The 14,319-nt window shown below is 58.5% G+C and carries 13 protein-coding genes; 4 read left to right on the top strand and 9 right to left on the bottom strand.

What is annotated here, in order from left to right; genetic code table 11:
- Positions 1-33: 33 nt before the first annotated feature.
- From ABJ076_RS16455 to ABJ076_RS16440, 4 genes are all read right to left on the bottom strand, one after another.
- Positions 34-1,869 carry an O-acetylhomoserine aminocarboxypropyltransferase gene (locus tag ABJ076_RS16455; protein ID WP_348208904.1) on the bottom strand — a complete coding sequence of 612 codons (1,836 nt, stop codon included), beginning with the start codon at positions 1,867-1,869 and terminating at the stop codon, positions 34-36.
- Between the two features lie 2 nt (positions 1,870-1,871).
- Positions 1,872-2,669: an enoyl-CoA hydratase gene (locus ABJ076_RS16450; protein ID WP_348185271.1), complete on the bottom strand. Its 798-nt coding sequence runs from the start codon at positions 2,667-2,669 to the stop codon at positions 1,872-1,874.
- A 108-nt stretch (positions 2,670-2,777) separates the two neighbouring features.
- Entirely contained in the window at positions 2,778-4,172 is a 1,395-nt protein-coding gene (locus ABJ076_RS16445; RefSeq protein ID WP_348185269.1) for a multicopper oxidase family protein, read from the bottom strand.
- Positions 4,173-4,219: 47 nt separating this feature from the next.
- Positions 4,220-5,158, bottom strand: a complete 939-nt coding sequence (locus ABJ076_RS16440) for an AEC family transporter (RefSeq protein WP_348185267.1) — start codon at positions 5,156-5,158, stop codon at positions 4,220-4,222.
- 76 nt (positions 5,159-5,234) lie between these two features.
- On the opposite strand from ABJ076_RS16440, the gene ABJ076_RS16435 reads away from it, so the two are divergent.
- Entirely contained in the window at positions 5,235-6,596 is a 1,362-nt protein-coding gene (locus tag ABJ076_RS16435; protein WP_348185265.1) for an MATE family efflux transporter, read from the top strand.
- Positions 6,597-6,604: 8 nt separating this feature from the next.
- On the opposite strand, the gene ABJ076_RS16430 is transcribed toward ABJ076_RS16435, so the two are convergent.
- A complete protein-coding gene (locus ABJ076_RS16430) occupies positions 6,605-7,540 on the bottom strand; it encodes an AEC family transporter (RefSeq protein ID WP_348185263.1) in 936 nt (311 codons plus the stop codon).
- 158 nt (positions 7,541-7,698) lie between these two features.
- On the opposite strand from ABJ076_RS16430, the gene ABJ076_RS16425 reads away from it, so the two are divergent.
- On the top strand, positions 7,699-8,505 hold the full coding sequence (locus ABJ076_RS16425; protein ID WP_348185261.1) for an alpha/beta hydrolase: 807 nt from the start codon (positions 7,699-7,701) through the stop codon (positions 8,503-8,505).
- 25 nt (positions 8,506-8,530) lie between these two features.
- On the opposite strand, the gene ABJ076_RS16420 is transcribed toward ABJ076_RS16425, so the two are convergent.
- From ABJ076_RS16420 to ABJ076_RS16410, 3 genes are all read right to left on the bottom strand, one after another.
- Entirely contained in the window at positions 8,531-10,249 is a 1,719-nt protein-coding gene (locus ABJ076_RS16420) for a SulP family inorganic anion transporter (RefSeq protein WP_348185259.1), read from the bottom strand.
- A 119-nt stretch (positions 10,250-10,368) separates the two neighbouring features.
- Positions 10,369-10,707, bottom strand: coding sequence for a P-II family nitrogen regulator (locus ABJ076_RS16415; RefSeq protein ID WP_348185257.1), 339 nt, complete (start codon positions 10,705-10,707; stop codon positions 10,369-10,371).
- Between the two features lie 11 nt (positions 10,708-10,718).
- Entirely contained in the window at positions 10,719-12,029 is a 1,311-nt protein-coding gene (locus ABJ076_RS16410) for an ammonium transporter (RefSeq protein WP_348185256.1), read from the bottom strand.
- 176 nt (positions 12,030-12,205) lie between these two features.
- Here ABJ076_RS16410 and ABJ076_RS16405 point away from each other — a divergent pair, with 176 nt between their 5' ends.
- The gene (locus ABJ076_RS16405; RefSeq protein WP_348185254.1) at positions 12,206-12,925 is read left to right on the top strand and encodes an HAD family hydrolase; all 720 of its coding nucleotides are present in this window, start codon (positions 12,206-12,208) and stop codon (positions 12,923-12,925) included.
- Positions 12,926-12,937: 12 nt separating this feature from the next.
- On the opposite strand, the gene ABJ076_RS16400 is transcribed toward ABJ076_RS16405, so the two are convergent.
- Positions 12,938-13,801, bottom strand: coding sequence for an arginine deiminase family protein (locus ABJ076_RS16400; RefSeq protein WP_348185252.1), 864 nt, complete (start codon positions 13,799-13,801; stop codon positions 12,938-12,940).
- Positions 13,802-13,923: 122 nt separating this feature from the next.
- On the opposite strand from ABJ076_RS16400, the gene ABJ076_RS16395 reads away from it, so the two are divergent.
- On the top strand, positions 13,924-14,304 hold the full coding sequence (locus ABJ076_RS16395) for a hypothetical protein (RefSeq protein WP_348198497.1): 381 nt from the start codon (positions 13,924-13,926) through the stop codon (positions 14,302-14,304).
- Positions 14,305-14,319: the final 15 nt, after the last annotated feature.

Below are 14,319 nucleotides of genomic sequence, written 5' to 3'. Positions count from 1 at the left end.
AGTGTCACTGAGCTGTGAGCGCCGGATCGTTGGCTATTGTAAGCTCGATTGGAGCGCTTGATCCAGATCGGCGATGATGTCCTCAGAAGTCTCGAGCCCGACCGAGATACGCATGACGTCATCTCCGGCACCTGCTGCAGTGCGTTGTTCTTCGGTGAGTTGCCTGTGCGTTGTCGAGGCTGGGTGCAGAATAAGTGATCTGGTATCGCCAATGTTGGCGAGGTGGCTTAGCAGCTCGACTCCCTCGACGATCCTGGTGCCGGCCTCATACCCGCCCTTGACCCCGAAGGTGAAGACCGAACCGGCTCCGCCGGGCAGGTATTTCCGGGCCAGTGCGTAATAGGGACTGCTTTCGAGGCCGGCATAGGAAACCCAGGATACGGCCGGATGTTTATCCAGATAGGCGGCAACCTTGGCTGCGTTGGCAACATGTCGTTCCATCCGCAGAGGCAGGGTCTCGATGCCGGTTATGGTGAGATAGGCATTCATTGGTGCCATGGTTGGCCCGAGGTCGCGCAAGCCGACTGCGTGGCCGTACGTGGTGAAGGCCAGATCGCCGAAACTCTCCCAGAACGAAATACCGTGATAGGCAGGCTCTGGCTCGGAGAGAGACGGGAACTTGTCGTTTTGGCCCCAGTCGAATTGCCCGGAATCGACAACGGCTCCCCCCATGGCATTCCCGTGGCCGGAGAGAAACTTGGTGGTCGAGTGCACGATAAGATCCGCGCCGTGCTCGAACGGACGGCAGAGATAGGGGGTCGCCATCGTATTATCGATGATCAGCGGGACGCCTGCCTCATGCGCAATTTCGGCCAGTGCCGCGATGTCACTGATCACGCCGCCCGGATTTGCAAGAGACTCAGCGAAGAGCGCCTTGCAGGATGGATTGGCGACAGCGGCACGTACCGCCTTCAGATCGTCCATATCGACGAAATCGCAGTCCCAGCCGAACTTCTTGAATGTCTTGCCGAACTGGGTAATCGAGCCGCCATAAAGCCGGGTGGAGGCAACCAGTCTGTCTCCCGGTTGCATCAGCGGGAAGAGGGCGAGCATCTGGGCTGAGTGTCCCGAGGCCGTGCAGGTTGTTCCCCGGCCACCCTCAAGACTGGCGATCCGCTCTTCCAGCACAGCAGTCGTCGGGTTCGAGAGGCGCGAATAAATATTGCCGAAAGTCTGCAGGTTGAACAGCGAGGCGGCGTGATCCGCATCCTCAAACACGTAAGCCGTGGTCTGATAGATCGGTGTCGAGCGTGCGCCAGTTGTCGGGTCCGGCGCCGCGCCAGCATGAATAGCGCGGGTCTCGAACCCGGCCCTTTCCCGAGGGGCGGCAGCCGGATTTGCTGCCTCCTCGGTACCTGGAGTGCCTACGGCGCGGCGCTTCGAGGAAATGACATTGCTGTCAAAACCGTGCCAGGAAAGCTCGCCATAGAGCCGGGAGAACTCGATTTTCGGGCAGCGGTTCATCACGACCTTGAGTCCGGCCTTTTCGGCTTTCTCCGCGCCTGCATCGTGGCGCACGCCAAGCTGCATCCAGACCACGTCGGCACCGATTTCGACGGCTTCCTCTGCGATCGGGCCTGCGGCTTCCGAATTTCGGAAAATATCAACCATATCAATCTTGAATGGGATGTCTTTAAGAGAGGCGTAGACCAGCTCACCGAGGATTTCTTGGCCCTCGATGCCGGGATTAACCGGAACGATCTGATAGCCCTTACCCTGGAGGTACTTCGCCATGAAGTAGCTCGGCCTGGTCCATTTCTGGCTTGCCCCGACGACAGCAATTGTGCGGACGGAGGAGAGGATCTCCTTGATGTAGCTATCCGGATAATTCTCGTGATCAATCGGGCGGGCAGCTTCGCTCTCGACCATCTTTATTCTCCAGTCCATTCGGGAGTCCGCTTCTCTATGAAAGCGTCGATCCCCTCCGCCGCATCGCGGGCCTGCATGTTGTCGACCATTACTTGGCTGGTATAGGCGTAGGCATCTGTGAGTGTCATTTCGAGCTGCCTATAAAAGGCCTTCTTACCCGTCGTCAGCACCAGCGGCGATTTTGATGCAATCTTCCCGACCATCTCCTGCACCGCATCTTCGAGCTCGCTCTCCGAAACCGCGCGATTGATCAGGCCATGGGAAACAGCGGTCTGGGCATCGATCATCTCGCCGGTCAGCAGCATCTCCATCACCTTCTTGCGCGGAATGGCTCGAGAGACCGCGACCATAGGGGTAGAGCAGAACAGGCCGATATTCACGCCTGGTGTGCCAAACAGGGTGCTCTCGGTCGCGATGGCCAGATCGGCCGTTGCGACGAGCTGACAGCCAGCGGCGGTCGCGATGCCGTGCACTTTGGCAATAACTGGCTGGGGCAGGTCCGTGACCGTCAGCATCAGCTTCGAGCACGCGGCGAACACCGTCTGATGAAAGGCCTCATCAGTGCGGGAGCGCATCTCCCGGAGGTCGTGTCCGGCGCAAAAACCTTTGCCGGAGCCTTCGATTATCACGGCCTTTACGGTCCGGCTGGCGGCGATCTCTTCCAGTTCGTTCTGGAGAGCGGCCATCAAGCCAAGTGAGAGCGCGTTATAGGCTTTCGGTCTATTCAGGGTGAGTCGGGCGATACCGTCCCGATCTTCGCGCAAGATAAGATCGGCCTCTAATTCTGCCGCGACAGACATGCATTCCTCCCGATTGGCTTTTTCGCCTTAGTTCATCGCGAACACTAACGCCGCAACGCGTCGAGTAACAGTCATGACGGCGGGATTTCGATGAATTGAGCGGCGAATTTAGCTGCTGACTTTCAACCACGTCATCATGCCGGCTGCGGCATGCTCGACCATATGGCAATGCAGCAGCCAGTCGCCGGGATTGTCGGCGACGAAGGCAATTTCTGCGACCTCGCCGGATTGAACCAGAAGTGTGTCGCGCAGCGGCCCCATACGCTCTTCTTGAATGACCTGCCTGAAATGATGGCCATGCAGGTGTATTGCGTGGGGCCAGCGGGACAGGTTGTCCATTCGAATGCGCACGGTCTCTCCGGTCCTGGCTGATAGCAAGGGCGTATCCGTCATCTCTGCGTGCCCGTTGAACGCCCAGGCCTTGCCCTTCCTGACGAGTGTGCGGATGTCGGTGTCAGTCTCATTCAGCATCGCGCTACGCATTCCGCCCATGGCGCCGCCATCCATCACAAGGTCGACCACTCGGGCACTCTGAAGCGGACCCGTTTCGGGGACGGGGTTTGCCGGGAGTGCTCCCGGGCCTTCACTTCGTCGCTCCGCCTCGGCTTTGTCGACGCGAAAGACGGCAACGGCATAACTGCCGCCGCGTTCGTGAGAGACCAGGGAGGCTTCAGTGCCAGCATCCGCCGTGACGTCAACAATAAGATCGACACGTTGTGCCGGAGCGAGCACTAGCGTTTCCGCTGGGTGAGGCTTCGAAAGCGGCTGACCGTCGAGCGCGATGACCCAGCCGGAGAGCCCTTTCAGGCTGAGATTGAAAATCCGCGCATTTGAAGGATTGACCAAGCGAAGGCGCAGCCGGTCATTCTGGCGTGCGTAGGACGTCCAGTAACCGTCGCCATTGACCGTGATCCAGTTGCCGATCCGGCCGCCATGGGACCAGTCGTGCATGGCGCCGAAGTTTTCTGCGATCTGCGCCGTTTCGGTCAGTCGCCAGTCGTCAATAAGCAGGACTTCGTCCCGGTCGACGTCAGGCGCTTCGGGTTCTTCGACGATGAGGGCGCCGTAGAGACCGCGCGCGAGTTGCTCCCAAGTCCGGTTGTGCGGATGATACCAATACGTGCCTGCATCCGGCAGGATGAAACCGTAGTCGAATGTTCCACCCGGAGGGACGGCGGCCTGGGTCAGTTCAGGAACCCCATCCATCGCATTGTCGATCCTGATGCCATGCCAGTGGATTGTGGAGGCTTGCGGCAGATTGTTGAGAAACTCCCGGTCGACCCGTTCGCCCTGCCGTACACGGATCGTAGGGCCGGGCACGCCGCCGTCATATCCCCAAATCGGTGTGGGCTCGTACTCTGCCGGTGCCAAGCGCGCCGTCCCGGGCCGTGCTTCCAGGCGTGTCTTCGACGTTACGGCAGCAAATCCCTGACGGCCGTCAACAGTACACGCAATGCCCGTCGCGCCCATGGCTCCGAGCAAGTTCCGTCTGGAGAGCTTCATTGCCTGGTCCGCCTTTCCCGGTTCTTCCGACCAGTCATGATATGGAGCTACCGAACGCCAAGGAAATGCAGAAGCAGGCCAATGGTGCCAAAAGACAGAAAGGTGGAGATCAGCATCGATGTGGCGGCGGCGGGTGCGCCGGCATCATAGCGGTCGGCAAACAGATAGACATTCACCCCGACCGGTAGCGCGGCCATAATGACCGCGATGTCACGCCAGAGTGGGGCCATGATGAAGACATGGGTCGCGATCACATAGGTGATGGCAGGAAAGGCGATCAGTTTCAGGACACTTCCGGCTAGAGCTTCCCAGATCGCCCCGGAAATCCTGTATCTGGCAAGCGAAGCGCCCATGGCGAAGACCGCGCAGGGCAATGCGGCGCGGCCGAGGAACCCGGTAATGTCGACAACGGGTTGGGGCAGTGGCAGCGCAAATATGTTCCAGGCGAGGCCCAGCAACAGCCCGATCAGAATCGGATTTTTTGACAGGCTTTTCAAGATGATCCAGGGAATCCCTATCATCGTACCCTTTTGCCCGCGGCCACCTTCGACAAGGATGGTGACGACCGCGAACCATTGCCAGGAGTGGAAAGCGATAATCAGAAAGACAGGTAGAGTTCCGGCGTCTCCGAAAGTGGTCAAAATCAATGGGATGCCGAGCAATACCGTATTGCCGAACGCGCCAGTCATCCCTGCCAACGAAGCATGAGCGAAGTCACGCCCGAACCACCAGAATGACAACAGCATGCCGAGTATCCAGACAAAATAACCGGCACCGAAGAACGAGATCAGGAACTCCCATTCGATTGGCTCGGGAAGTGTCTGGCGCGACATGTTGTGGAACAGCATTGTCGGGATGGCGAAATTGAAGACGAACTTGGACAGACCATCGATCGCCGATTTCGGAAACAGCCTGAGACGAACCGCGAAATAAGCAATGAAGACAGTGCCGAAGACCGGCAGGATGATGTCGATCAGGATTTCCATGAACGGTCCGGTACGGAAGAGAAGCGCCGTTAAAGCAGCTCGTAACTCTATCCTCGATAACGGAAAAACCCTTTAGATGACAGCCAAGACAGAGATCATCGATTCTACGGCGCATCCATTTCTGGAGGGGCCGATTGCCAGCAAGATCCTGCGACTGGCCGCTCCGGGGCTGCTCGGCAGCCTGCTGCAATCTGTTCTTTTCGTGGCGGATGGCTGGTTTGTCGGCAGGCTTGGTCCGCTGGCTCTTGCCGGTGTCGCACTGGTGTTTCCGTTGTTTGTCCTCTCCGTGATGTTCTCTGCCGGTGCGGTAGGTGGTGCAGTTGTCGCCGCAACTGCAAGGGCGCTTGGCGCGAAGGATCATGAAGCAGCAGGTGCGCTCGTGCGGACTGCGCTCATCCTTGCCGTATGCGGCGGGATTTTGAGTGCGTTGATCGTCTGGCTCTTCGGTCCGGCGCTTTTCCGTTTTCTCGGCGGTGAGGGGGTAATCCTGCAAACGGCAGTCGATTATGCGGCGGTGATTTTTCCCGGCATTTCTCTTGTCTGGCTGTTCAATATGCTGGCGAGCCTTATGCGCGGCAACGGAGATATGCTGCGCCCGTCTCTGGGGCTGGGTGTCGTTGTGCTTGTGCATTTCATAGCCGCATCGTTCCTGGTAACGGGGGCGGGTCCGGTGCCGTCACTCGGGATCAAAGGCGCAGCTCTGTCGATCCTCATCGGCTACAGCATTGGCTGCCTGTATCTCGCGGCCTATCTGTTCAGCATTAAACGGCCGGAATGGGTGCAGCTTGCAGGCACCATCCGATGGCAGCAGGTTCTGGTCGTCGGGCGTCGGGGGGCTCTCGCCAGCGTGCAGTCCGCGCTGACCATTGCAATGGCGATGGTGGTGACTGGCTATATGGCGCGAATTGGCCCTGAATCCCTCGCAGGGTACGGCATCGGCGTCCGGCTCGAGTTAATCCTCATTCCAATCATTTTCGCCTTCGGCAGCGCGAGCATAGCCATGGCGGGGCTTAGCGTTGGGGCCGGACTGCGAGAGCGTGCCTTGCGGGTCAGCTGGACTGGGAGCGGGTTCGCTGCTCTGTTTGTCGGCCTGATAGGCACTGTTCTTGCCATGGCGCCCTGGTTGTGGAGCGGGCTGTTCACCGACAACCTGGAAATCGCGGCAACGACGGCGCTCTACCTGCACATAGTTGGACCGGCATATGCGTTTTTTGGGCTGGGCTTGTGTCTCTATTTCGCAAGTCAGGCAATGAACACGTTACTTTGGCCGGTTGCCGGCGCCGGAATCCGGTTTGTCGTTCTGTTGGCGGGTGGGAGCCTTTTACTGGAGCCAACGACGCTCAACGAGACATCAATATTTGTTCTCGTAGCCGGTGCTATGGCGACCTACGGCCTGTTCAATGCCCTGACATTGAGACTGGGCCCCTGGCGGCACTAGAGAGCTGTCTAGCGGACTTGCAGCAGGCTGAGAATGATTGCAATGGTGCCAAATGACAGAAGTGTCGACAGCAGCATCGACGTCGCTGCTGCCGGCGCCCCGGCTTCGTAACGGTCCGCGAAAAGATAGACATTAAGGCCGACAGGAAGCGCCGCCATGACCACGGCGACATCGCGCCAGAGTGGCTCCATCGTGAAGATGTAGGTGGCTGCAAAGTAGGTGATGGCGGGGAATGCAATCAGCTTCAGCAGGCTGCCTGCGACGGCTTCTCCAATGGCGCCGGTAATGCGGAACTTCGCGAGAGACGCGCCCATGACGAAAACCGCGCAGGGCAAGGCAGCACGTCCCAGAAAGCTGGTGATGTCCGCAACTGGATCCGGCACCGGAATGGCGAGAATGTTGAACATCAGTCCGAGCATCAGCCCGACCAGGATGGGGTTGGTGGCAAGGCTTTTAGCGATGGTCCAGGGCAGAGCTTTAAGGGTGCCATTCTGCCTTCGGCTGCCCTCCAGCAGGATCGTTACAAGGGCGAAGAACTGCCAGGCATGGAAGGCGATGATCAGGAAAATCGGGATGGAGCCGGCGTCGCCGAAGGTGGTGAGCACCAGCGGCAGGCCAAGCATGGTATTTCCGAAGGCAGCGGTCATGCCGGCAAGGGAGGAATGCGCGAAATCCCGTCTGAAGATCCAGCGCGAGATCAGCAAACCGGCGAACCAGACCAGATATGCGGCACCAAAGAACGAGATCAGCAGTTCCCACTCAATTGGGTCGGGTAAGGGATGACGGCTGACATTGTCGAAAAGCAGTGACGGGACGGCGAAAGTGAAGACGAAGGTCGCAAGCCCCTCGGTCGCCTTTTTTGTAAACAGTCCTGTCCGGGCAACCAGATAGGCGACGAACAGCGTGCCGAAAATCGGCAACACAATGTCGATCAATATTTCCATGGATGGCCTGCGCCAATTGAGGAGAATACACTAGGTCAGTATTGCTTACATGTTTTCGCATTTTGTGCGATGCAGCAATAGTGTTTCTGCATGCCTTATCTGGCAGAGGCATGACTCTCAGCTTATAGTCGTCGAAAAACTAAGAATGGGAGGGAGAAATGGCCAATCTGGAAATCAATTCCGGTAACAGTCTCTACTATGAGTATCAGTCGCCGGGTGCCAAGGGGCAGACTTTCGTCTTTGTGAACGCGCTGACCGGCAATACCGGGATGTGGGAAGTCGACGGCATCGGCCCGGCTCTTAGGGCCGCCGGTTACGGCACGCTCGTCTATAATTTCCGTGGTCAGGCGGAAAGTACTTTCACTCCGGATGCAGATCTCGGACCGCTGACCATCGTCGATGATTTGAAACGGATCGTCGATCATGTGGCGCCGCCGCGTCCTATTCTCACCGGACTGTCCATTGGCGGACTGTTTGCCGCTCAGGCCTATCTGAAAGGAGCCTCTGCCGAAGGGCTGGTGCTGATCAACACTCTGCGCAAGCCGAGTCTCCGGTTGGAATGGATCAACAGCGCTATGGTCCGCATGGCGGCAATCGGCGGCGCGCAGCTCATCATGGAAGCCAATCTGCCGATGCTGGTCAATCCGGACCAGCTGGCGAAGATGCGGCCAACCTTGCTGCAGGGCGATTACCAAGGCATGAAAGACGGCGAGGGCCTTTACGAGCTGATGAAGGGATCGGTCAGCACGGAATGGGATTTCCCATACGAGAAGCTGGACATTCCCGTGCTGTTGATGACGGGGGAACATGACCGGGTGTTCCGTATCGAGGCAGACATTGCGGAGCTTGAAGCCCGGATCTCGAAGAAGTCCCATGTCGTGTTCGGTAACGCAGGACATCTGATCCCGGCAGAGCGGCCGGAGAAATTTTCTTCTGAAATCATGACGTTCTCCGCTTCTCTTTAAGCAGATTGCCCCTCTGGAGCGTCGCCTAGCGGCGCTCCTCCCCTCTGGCTTCGCGTACGGCGCTTTCAATGCTGTCTGAGTAGTGCACCAGGGGTGGCCGAAGGCCGTGCGCGACGAGGTCGCGGCGGGAGTCCGGGACCGCTCCTGTGAGATAAACGGAAACACCCCGCCGTTCGGCTTTCTGTGCGAGCACTTCTATCGTATTCGCAGCAGTTGAGTCGACGAAGGGCACGGCGCTGAAATCGATGATCAAGGCCCGGTGCGTGTCGGCTATCTGGTCGAGTACCGATCCTATGGAAGCGGCGGCGCCAAAAAAGAACACCCCCGAAATACGATAGATGACGATCTCGGGATCGTTCTCCGCATCCTCCTCATAGGGCGCTCGGTGACGGTTGGAATTGTCCGCCTCATCTTCCATAACGAACGGTCGCTGGGTCTCGATGGCCGTGGTCTTCGACATCCGGTGAATGAACAGGACCGATCCCAGGGCAAAGCCGACAATGATGGCTTCTGTAAGGTCCCTGAAGATGGTCAGCAGGAAGGTCGTCAGCAGAACGGCCGCATCCCCGCGTGAGGCCCGGAGCAGGGTGATAAAGGCGTGCTTTTCGACCATGTTCCAGGCCACCAGCGCCAGGACACCTGCGAGGCTGGCGAGCGGAATAAAACCGGCGAGCGGGGCCGCGATCAGAATGAAGGCCAACAGGAACAGCGCGTGCAGCATCCCCGCTATCGGGCCATGTGCGCCCGCCCGGACATTTGTCGCCGTCCGGGCGATGGTCCCGGTGACGCAGATCCCGGAAAACAGGCCCGACACGACATTGGCAGCGCCTTGCGCCACCAACTCGCAGTTGGAGCGGTGCCGTCGTCCTGTCATGCCGTCGGCAACCACTGCGGAGAGTAGGGATTCGATGGAGCCGAGCAAGGCAAAGGCAATCGCGTTCGGCAGAACGGCCACAATCTTTGCCGTGTCCAGAGATGGCAGGGACGGCAGGGGAAGGCTGCTGGGCACGCCGCCGAATCTTGACGCGATGGTGGCGACAGGAAGATCGAGCAGGGTGGTTGCGACTGCGGCACCGGCGACCGCGATGAGCATGCCGGGCCAATGCGGGCGGAAATATTTGAGCCCGGTGATGACGGCGATGGTCGCTGCCGCCATCACTATAGTGACAGGCTCGGCGGTCGGCAGGTCGATCCAGAGCGCGGGCAGTTTTTCCAGCAGCGGTCCCGGCTCCGGCTCGGAGAGGGTTAGGCCGAGCAGTTCCTTGATCTGACTGGCAAAGATGATGGCGGCAATGCCAGCGGTGAAACCGACAGTCACCGGATAGGGGATGAACTTGATGTAGGTGCCGAGTTGCAGCAGGCCGATGGCCGCCAGTATCAGGCCGGAGAGCATGGTGGCGATGATCAGCCCGTCCATGCCATGGGCCTGTGCTGTGGCTGCCACTAATACAATAAACGCGCCTGCCGGTCCGCCGATCTGGAACCGGCTGCCGCCGAGCAAGGAGACTAGAAAGCCGCCGAAAATCGCAGTGTAGAGGCCCTGTGCCGGGGTTGCCCCCGAGGCAATGGCGATGGCCATGGAAAGCGGCAGGGCAACAATGGCGACGGTCAGTCCAGCGAGAGCATCGGCCCGCAAATTCGCAAGCCCATATCCCTCGCGCAGGACTGTCACCAGCTTTGGGGTGAAAGCTTCAAGAAAGCTCGGCTCTTTGGATGCGGGAGAGGGGGCGACGTTGCTGCTCATGCGATGAAGCCGATCGGGCCGGGCGGCGTTAACCGGTCAATCCAAGTTGATGGTTAACAGATGAAAGCAAAAAAGGCCGGGACTGTCCCGGCCTTTTCCATGTGCAATAGTGCCGCAGGTCAGAGTGCGTCGTCGCCAACTTCGCCCGTGCGGACGCGAGTGGCTTTCGAGACGTCGAGTACAAAGATCTTGCCGTCGCCGATCTTGCCTGTCTTCGCGGCCTGGGCGATGGCCTCGACGGCCCGGTCAGCCAGCGTATCGCTGGTGACCACCTCGATCTTCACTTTGGGGACGAAATTGACCGTATATTCGGCGCCGCGATAAATCTCGCTATGACCACCTTGACGGCCATACCCTTTTACTTCGCTTGTTGTCATTCCGTGAACACCGACCTCGTTAAGCGCCTCGCGTACTGCGTCGAGGCGATGCGGTTTCACAATCGCGATAATCATCTTCATCACCGGTCTCCTCAGGTTAGGTCGTAGCCGCGCTCGCCATGCGCAATGATATCAAGGCCTTCGATCTCGCTCTCTTCGCTCACGCGCAGACCGATTGTCCGGGAAATAATCTGGGCAAGAACCCAGGTAATCACGCCAGACCAGAGTGCGACGGACAGGATGCCGATCATCTGTACCCAGAGCTGATCCGTAATCGTAATACCTTCAGCGAGGCCAAGGCCTCCGAAGTCCGGCATGGCGAAAACGGCAACCAGCAGCGTTCCTATAATGCCGCCAACACCGTGGACCGCAAAGACATCTAGAGAATCGTCTATCTTGATCTTGAATTTGATCCAGGTTGTGAACCACTGGCAGACGAAACCTGAAATCAGGCCGATGGCGATCGCGCCCATTGGACCGACAAATCCGGATGCGGGCGTGATGGCAGCAAGGCCGGCTACCATGCCCGTCACGATGCCGATCACGCTCGGTTTTCCAAATCTGAAATACTCAGTGACGGCCCAGACGAGAGAGGCAACCGCTGCTGAGATATGGGTCACGGTCATGGCCATTCCGGCATTTCCGTCCGCTGCCAGAGCGGAACCGGCGTTAAAGCCGAACCACCCAACCCACAGCATTGCCGCCCCGGTCACAGTCATGCCTGGGCTGTGCGGCGGGCGAATTTCATGCGGGAAGCCGCGACGGGGGCCAAGGACGATGGCGAGAACCAGCGCGGAGACACCGGCCGTGACATGAACGACGATACCGCCGGCAAAATCAAGCACGCCCATGTCAGAGAGCCAGCCGCCACCCCAGACCCAATGACAAGCGGGTGCGTAGACCAAAAAAAGCCAGGCCAGACTAAACGTCGCGACAGCGCCGAAGCGAATGCGTTCCGGATAGGCACCTACGATCAAAGCCGGTGTGATGATCGCGAAAGTCATCTGGAACATGAAGAACACGGTCTCCGGGATCGTGCCCGAGAGAGTGTCGGTACCGACACCGTCTAGGAACATCTTTCCGAGTCCGCCAATCCACTGTTGATTGGCGCCACCATCGTCGAAGGCCAGGCTATAGCCCGCGACTAGCCAGGCAATCGAGGCCACGCAGGCGACGGCAAAACAATGCATCAGGACGGACAGCACGTTACGGGCGCGCACGAGCCCGCCATAAAAAAGCGCCAGACCGGGCAGGGTCATAAATAGCACGAGCGCGGTAGCCGTCAGAATCCAGGCCGTATCCCCGCCGCTCAAAGCATCTGCCGCCCTGGCCTCACCGATGCCGAACCCGAAGGCGGCGGCAGTGGTGAAGCCGAGGGAGGCGAGCCTCCGGATATGTGTCATGAAAAGTGTTTCCCCCTAAAAGTAGGTTTTCGTCACGGGTACCCCCGTACCCGTCAGGCCGGAAGACTAATCACCATTGCCTGTTCCGCAAGCAGAAACGCAACCTGCATATTTTTTGACCAGAACTGACTATTGTACTTCCTGCTTTAGGGTCCAAAATTGTCTCGATACATTTGGTGACGAGACATGTCCTCGGCTGCTATACCGAAGACATGAAATGCGAACTCGTTATCTTTGATTGTGACGGTGTGCTGGTTGCCAGCGAAGCCATTGCAAACCGGATCATAGCCGCCGCCATGACCGAAGCCGGTGTCGAGATCATGGCTGAGGATGCGCTTAAGCGTTTTCTCGGCGGCAAGCTCACCTTCATCCAGAAGGACGTGGAAGCGATGCTTGGCCGGGAGCTGGGCGAAGACTGGGTCCCGAACATCTATGCCAAGCAGTTCAAGCTCTATCGCAAGGAGCTGCGGGCCATTCCCGGGATCGACAGCGCACTGTCCATAATCGCGGACTCCGGTACGAAAATCTGTGTTGGTAGCAACGGGCCGGTCGAAAAGATGGATGTCACGCTTGGTGTGACGAACCTGAAACGACATTTCGAAGGTCGTATCTTCTCGGCCGACATGGTCGGTATTCCGAAACCGGAGCCGGACCTCTATCTCTATTGCGCGGAGCGCATGGGGGTGGCGCCGGAGAACTGTGTCGTGGTCGAAGACAGTCCGACGGGCGCCCGCGCCGGAATTTCAGCCGGCATGCGGGTCTTTGGATATTATGCTGATCACGGCCCGGAAGGACTCGCCGCCGTCGGGGTACATGAGCTGTTTGACGATATGGCAAAGCTGCCAGAGCTACTGGGGATCGCGACCCCGGATGTTCCGTCGCGCGAAGTTGGCTGAAAGGGGAGCCGATCAGCCTCGTTCCAGCGGACGGGTAAGGCAGGTCGGTCCGCCACAGCCCTTGGCAGATATCTCTGACCCGTCATAGATATGAACGTCGACCCCGGCCTTTTCCAAGCACTGCCGGGTCACCGGATTGCCTTCCAGCATCACAGCAACCCGTGGGGCAACTGCCAGTACGTTGCAGGCCATGCTGTCATATTCCTCGTCCGGTACCTCGACCAGCGCGATACCGCGGTCTTGCAGCCAGTTGCGGAAGAAGACCGGCATCATCCGGGAGTAGACCAGCGCCAGGTCCGGTGCGATGGGGCTGATGAAAGACATCAGATGCAACACATCGCCGGGGCCATTCCAATGCGGCAGCGGGACGGTGATGACTTCGGAGACAGCATCTCCGAGAAGAGCCGTTAGCTGCCGGACACCTTCCGCATTGGTCCTGTAACCGTTGGCCACACATAGGACATTGCCGTCCAGCCAGATCAGATCGCCGCCCTCAATCTGCCCGGTACCGTCAATCTGGCCGAGGACAGGCGCTCCAGCCTGCTTCAGCCCCGGCGCCATCGCCGCAGGTTCCGGACGACGCGCTTCCTTGCCCATCCGGCAGAGGACAAGCCCGTTGTCTGAGGCGATAGCATTGTCGCGGACATAGATGGAATCGATACTGACTGTTTCGTCAGCCGCAAGCCATTCGACGGAACAGCCAAGGCTGATCAGAATGTCGGCCAGAGCGTCCGACTGGGCGCAAGCCTTCGAAAAATCCGGCTCCTCCAGATAGTTCAGGCTACGCCATTCAGAAGCCAGTTTTCCCTGGGAAACAAAGGCATCCTTGGCATGCTTCATCAACACCCGGCGGATCTGGCTGGTTTCATTCTGCATGCGTTTGCGTCCTTTGAAATTGTATGTCGAGTGTACCCGCGAAGAGGCGTGCTATGTGGAGGTTGATATTCAGCCGGCAGATGATCTCTACTTAATCAAAAAATATTGGGGAGGTTTAATAATTGCCGATAGACGTCCGTGAGCATGACGGCCTTGTTGAGTTTGTGGGCATTGATGATCTGTCTGCCAACGAAATAATGTCGGTTTCCGAGACCTATCATTCAAACAGCCCGAAAAAGCTCGCGCTCTGGAATTTGCTTGGAGCGCGCATTTCATCTTTCAGAGCCTCAAACTTTCAGAAAGTTGCTACGAAAGGCTCGGAGCTCTCCAGGTTACGCGGTCCCGGGGCCCGGAATGCGATTGTCGTCGGCATTCCGTCGGAGTATCAGCTGTTACAGGCCTTCAGCAACATGGCAAGCGCAGTATCTGCAGTAGAGCACGCAGTTTTCTACTGTCGAGAAGAAGCAATAGCCTGGCTAAAAAGCAGTAACAGTGGCGTCTGACTGAAGGGCCGTATG

It is taken from the genome of Nisaea sp. (genome assembly GCF_039990255.1).
GTDB lineage: Bacteria > Pseudomonadota > Alphaproteobacteria > Thalassobaculales > Thalassobaculaceae > Nisaea.
Note: the sequence above shows the minus strand (reverse complement) of the source record. Positions and strands in the feature narration are given on the sequence as shown.

Bases quoted from the DNA above. Each gene is read 5' to 3' on its own strand.
- ABJ076_RS16455 (WP_348208904.1), bottom strand. From the start codon at position 1,869: ATGGTCGAGAGCGAAGCTGCCCGCCCGATTGATCACGAGAATTATCCG.
- ABJ076_RS16450 (WP_348185271.1), bottom strand. From the start codon at position 2,669: ATGTCTGTCGCGGCAGAATTAGAGGCCGATCTTATCTTGCGCGAAGAT.
- ABJ076_RS16445 (WP_348185269.1), bottom strand. From the start codon at position 4,172: ATGAAGCTCTCCAGACGGAACTTGCTCGGAGCCATGGGCGCGACGGGC.
- ABJ076_RS16440 (WP_348185267.1), bottom strand. From the start codon at position 5,158: ATGGAAATCCTGATCGACATCATCCTGCCGGTCTTCGGCACTGTCTTC.
- ABJ076_RS16435 (WP_348185265.1), top strand. From the start codon at position 5,235: ATGACAGCCAAGACAGAGATCATCGATTCTACGGCGCATCCATTTCTG.
- ABJ076_RS16430 (WP_348185263.1), bottom strand. From the start codon at position 7,540: ATGGAAATATTGATCGACATTGTGTTGCCGATTTTCGGCACGCTGTTC.
- ABJ076_RS16425 (WP_348185261.1), top strand. From the start codon at position 7,699: ATGGCCAATCTGGAAATCAATTCCGGTAACAGTCTCTACTATGAGTAT.
- ABJ076_RS16420 (WP_348185259.1), bottom strand. From the start codon at position 10,249: ATGAGCAGCAACGTCGCCCCCTCTCCCGCATCCAAAGAGCCGAGCTTT.
- ABJ076_RS16415 (WP_348185257.1), bottom strand. From the start codon at position 10,707: ATGAAGATGATTATCGCGATTGTGAAACCGCATCGCCTCGACGCAGTA.
- ABJ076_RS16410 (WP_348185256.1), bottom strand. From the start codon at position 12,029: ATGACACATATCCGGAGGCTCGCCTCCCTCGGCTTCACCACTGCCGCC.
- ABJ076_RS16400 (WP_348185252.1), bottom strand. From the start codon at position 13,801: ATGCAGAATGAAACCAGCCAGATCCGCCGGGTGTTGATGAAGCATGCC.